A 1,380-nucleotide genomic window follows, 5' to 3' on the forward strand; every position below is an offset into this window, starting at 1 on the left:
TACCCCATGCCGATTTACACTCCGGGAAGTATCCGTCGTCCAGATGCAGCGGTCGGCCGAGCCGGCGGCGGATCGCCAGCACCGCGGCACGGCGCAGCTCAATCGTCGAGAGCGAGCGGGTTTCGGACAGTGCGGTGAGGTGCATCGCCAGCCAGGACGCGTCTGCGACCGCCGGATCGAGGCCGAAGCCGAGACACCATTCGCTCCACTGCCGCCAGGCCGAGCCATAGGCCTTGCGGGTGTTGGCCGAGAGCGAGGCCTCGACCAGCGCGTCCGCGCGCTCGGCCAGGCGGCGGATCTCGGCAATCTGCGCGTCGGTGAGCGCGGCGTCCGGCTGCGCCGCGGCCGCCATTGTCTCGCGCGGATCGACCGCCGTGATGTCATCTTGCATGGTCCCCTGCCCTCCCCCGCTCACGGGCCCGCCGGCAGGGCCCGCGACCACAGCACCTCGACCGGGTGGAACCGAAACAGCGCGATCCGGTGCAGCACCGCCGGACGCGGCCGCCAGGCCGCGACGGCGTTGCGGACCGCCGTCGGCACGGCGGCCAGGCGCTGTCCCTCGCCCAGCGTGACGTGCGGCACCCAGGTCTCCGGCAGGTAATGCGCCCAGCAGCGCGGGCCGGAGGCTCAGGTCGCCTGGTGATAGGCGCGATGCAGGGCGAGCAGCTCGGCCGTGACCACCGGCGCCGCGAACAGGACCGCGGGCGGCCCGGGAACAAGCCCAGGCTCGCCAGCTGGATGCCGAGCACGTGCTGCCGCTCGGCGAAGCGCTGCAGCGACACGGTGACCGCCGCCGGGACCAGGCGGTCATAGACGGCGAGCCAGAGATGCGGGGCGACCCGGGCCCGCCGCGGCGTCATCGCGTCCGGATCGGCCCGCTCGATGGCGTAAATCAGCGGCGCCAGGGCCGCGGCGCTGTGCGGATCGAGATCGAGGTGGACGGCGAAGGGCACGAGCGCACCTGGAGCTGTCGGCGCGACCAATCCTACGCGCCGTCGTCCGGGGTCGCGGCCGCGGCGTGTTTGTAGGTCGCCCAGGTATCCGCCGCGCAGCCGGTGTTCCCCGCCCGCTGCATCCAATATCGCCGGCGCGCCGCGTTCAGCGCCTTCAACCACGCCATGCCGGCCTGCCCGTCGGCGGTGGGTTCGCGATCGGCTGCTGTGGTCACGACGCCCCTCCATGGCGGCGCCCCGGGCGCCCCCTGGCGCGCCGCGCTGGCCGCGTTCATAACGAGTCTACCGGGTCCCGACCGCCGCCGGAAGCCCCAACGCCCGATAAGCCCCCTTATCGGCCAACGTTTTCAAGCAGTTGGTATGTGCGCAGCGGGTGAGGAGCGGCCATCGCGCCAGGCTCCCGAAAGCGGACAAGGCCGGATTCGAC

General features: G+C 72.5%; 2 protein-coding genes and 1 pseudogene. All 3 read right to left on the reverse strand.

Annotated features, from left to right (window positions below; all coding sequences use genetic code 11):
- Window positions 1–391, reverse strand: a pseudogene (locus FFK22_RS41770) (hypothetical protein); the annotation flags it as partial.
- A 20-nt stretch (window positions 392–411) separates the two neighbouring features.
- Window positions 412–582, reverse strand: coding sequence for a hypothetical protein (locus FFK22_RS43650; protein ID WP_186002982.1), 171 nt, complete (start codon window positions 580–582; stop codon window positions 412–414).
- A gap of 403 nt (window positions 583–985) precedes the next feature.
- Window positions 986–1,168 (reverse strand): hypothetical protein, encoded by a 183-nt coding sequence (locus FFK22_RS43655; RefSeq protein ID WP_186002983.1) that lies wholly within the window; start codon window positions 1,166–1,168, stop codon window positions 986–988.
- Window positions 1,169–1,380 lie beyond the last annotated feature (212 nt).

The organism is Mycobacterium sp. KBS0706, assembly GCF_005938675.2.
In the GTDB taxonomy this organism is placed as follows: Bacteria; Pseudomonadota; Alphaproteobacteria; order DSM-16000; family Inquilinaceae; genus Inquilinus.